The organism is Ideonella sp. P3_A4 (assembly GCF_056403075.1).
In genome coordinates, this window is record NZ_JBFUGE010000788.1 from 1 (window position 1) to 2,458 (window position 2,458).

Genomic DNA, 2,458 nt, shown 5'->3' on the forward strand with positions numbered 1-2,458 from the left:
GCGTTGGTTGCAGTAGGCCGGGGAAATCCGGCCTTCGTGTTATGATCACGGGCTTTCCCTTTGCCGCACTTGCCTTGACGCGCGGGGCGGCTTCCATTCACGGAATCCACAAGGAGTTTTATGCGTCACTACGAGATCATTCTGCTGATCCATCCGGATCAAAGCGAACAGGTTCCGGCCATGCTGGAACGCTACAAGGCCCTGGTCACCAATGGTGGTGGCAAGGTGCACCGCGTGGAAGACTGGGGCCGCCGTCAGCTGGCCTACATGATCCAGAAGCTCGCCAAGGCGCACTACCTGTGCATCAACATCGAGTGCTCGAAGGAAGTGCTGGCCGAGCTCGAAACCGGCTTCCGCTTCAACGACGCCGTGCTGCGCCACCTGACTGTCGCCACCGCCAAGGCCGAAACGGCCCCGTCGGTGATGATGAAGTCGGTCGAGAAGGAAGAGGCCCGCAAGGCCGCCCAGGAGTCCACCACCTGAAGCCCGTTGGCTCGCCACGGCTTGCCGAGGCTGCGCGATGAACCGATTGGTTCTGGCGGCTGAGGTGGTCGAGCGAGGCGCGATGCGTTACACCCCTGCCGGTTTGCCGGCCCTGGACCTGCAGCTCAAGCACCAGTCCACGGTCAGCGAAGACGGCCAACCCCGCCAGGTTGCGATGCAACTGAAAGCGGTGGCGATCGGGGCGATCACGCGGCCCGCCACAGCCCTGGCGCTTGGAACCCCGGCTCAATTCGCCGGTTTCTTGGCAGCCTCGCGCAACGGCAAAGGCCTCGTGTTCCACGTGACCGAGATCGACGCCTGACGAGCCCACGTACCTGTTTGAACACCGGATAGACATTTTCAGAGGTCATCATGCCCCCACCGAAGAGCCGATTTTCCAAGGACCGTCGTCCCAAGCGCAACCAGCAATCGCTGCTGTTCCGCCGCAAGAAGTTCTGCCGTTTCACCGTCACCGGCGTCGAGTCGATCGACTACAAGGACGTCGACCTGCTGCGTGATTTCATCGGCGAAAACGGCAAGATCACGCCGGCCCGCCTGACCGGCACGCGCGCTTTCTTCCAACGTCAGCTGACCACCGCCATCAAGCGCTCGCGCTTCCTGGCCATGCTGCCGTACAGCGACCAACACCGCGTCTAAGGAGCCACCACCATGCAAATCATCCTGCTGGACAAAGTGGCCAACCTGGGCAACCTGGGCGACATCGTCAAAGTCAAGGACGGCTTCGCCCGCAACTTCCTGATCCCGACCAAGCGCGCCCGCCGCGCCACCGAGGCCGCGATCAAGGAATTCGAAGCCCGCCGTGCCGAGCTGGAAAAGGTCGCTGCCGACAAGCTGGCCGCTGCCACCGCCGTGGGCGAGAAGCTGTCTGGCCACACCGTCACGATCAGCCAGAAGGCTGGCGTCGACGGCCGCCTGTTCGGCTCGGTCACCAACGGTGACATCGCCGAAGCGCTGGTCAAGGCCGGCTTCCAGGTCGTCAAGTCGCAGGTTCGCCTGCCGAATGGCCCGCTGAAGGCCGTGGGCGAGTTCCCGGTCAGCGTCGCTGCGCACACCGACGTCGTCGTCGAAATCACCGTCAAGGTGGTTGGCGAGACCGACTGATCCAGGCTTAGCCTCGCGATCCGAAAAGGGCCGGTTTTCGAACCGGCCCTTTGCTTTTGGGCTGCACATGTTTTGCACCGTGTGTCCCCGCAATCTCCACAGCCTTGTACACAGGGACGGCGTCCGCTCGACCCTATGATCGACTGATGACCACGATCTTCGAATCGCACGACCCTCGTGCCGCGCCGCGCGACGACGAAGTCGCCAAGCTGCGTGTCCCGCCGCACTCGATCGAAGCCGAACAAAGCGTGCTGGGCGGCCTGTTGCTGGACAACGGCGCCTGGGACCGGGCGGCCGACGTGCTCAACGAGACCGACTTCTACCGCTACGAGCATCGGCTGATCTTCGGTGCGATCGGCGGCCTGATCAACGCGACCAAACCGGCCGACGTGATCACGGTGTTCGAGCAGTTGCAGTCGCTCGGCAAAGCGGAAGAGTGCGGTGGCCTGGCGTATCTGAACGCGCTGGCGCAAAGCGTGCCGAGTGCGGCCAACCTGCGCCGCTACGCCGAAATCGTTCGCGAGCGCGCGATCCTGCGCAAGCTGATCGCTGCCAGCGACGAGATCGCCACCGCCGCCTTCAACCCGCAGGGCCGGCAGGTTTCGCAGATCCTGGACGAGGCCGAAGGCAAGATCTTCAAGATCGGCGAAGAGGGCCAGCGGACCAAGCAGGGCTTCCAGAGCATGGACCAGCTGGTGGTGCAGCTGATCGACCGCGTCACCGAATTGGCCGAGAACGGTGCCGAAGATGTCACCGGCGTGCGCACCGGTTTCTTCGACATGGACCGCATGACCGCAGGCCTTCAAGGCGGCGACCTGATCATCCTGGCCGCGCGGCCGTCGATGGGCAAGAC

Annotated in this window: 5 protein-coding genes; all 5 read left to right on the plus strand. The window is 63.6% G+C overall.

Going from position 1 to position 2,458, the window contains the following annotated elements:
* The first annotated feature begins 120 nt into the window (after nt 1–120).
* Entirely contained in the window at nt 121–483 is a 363-nt protein-coding gene (rpsF, locus tag AC1DYI_RS32710) for a 30S ribosomal protein S6 (protein ID WP_329717107.1), read from the plus strand.
* Nucleotides 484–520: 37 nt separating this feature from the next.
* On the plus strand, nt 521–805 hold the full coding sequence (gene priB, locus AC1DYI_RS32715; protein ID WP_477208280.1) for a primosomal replication protein N: 285 nt from the start codon (nt 521–523) through the stop codon (nt 803–805).
* Between the two features lie 50 nt (nt 806–855).
* Nucleotides 856–1,140 carry a 30S ribosomal protein S18 gene (rpsR, locus tag AC1DYI_RS32720; RefSeq protein WP_329717109.1) on the plus strand — a complete coding sequence of 95 codons (285 nt, stop codon included), beginning with the start codon at nt 856–858 and terminating at the stop codon, nt 1,138–1,140.
* Nucleotides 1,141–1,152: 12 nt separating this feature from the next.
* Nucleotides 1,153–1,605, plus strand: coding sequence for a 50S ribosomal protein L9 (rplI, locus tag AC1DYI_RS32725; RefSeq protein WP_477208281.1), 453 nt, complete (start codon nt 1,153–1,155; stop codon nt 1,603–1,605).
* 146 nt (nt 1,606–1,751) lie between these two features.
* Nucleotides 1,752–2,458 (plus strand): DnaB-like helicase N-terminal domain-containing protein (locus tag AC1DYI_RS32730; protein ID WP_477208282.1); only part of this gene is annotated, 707 nt, incomplete at its 3' end.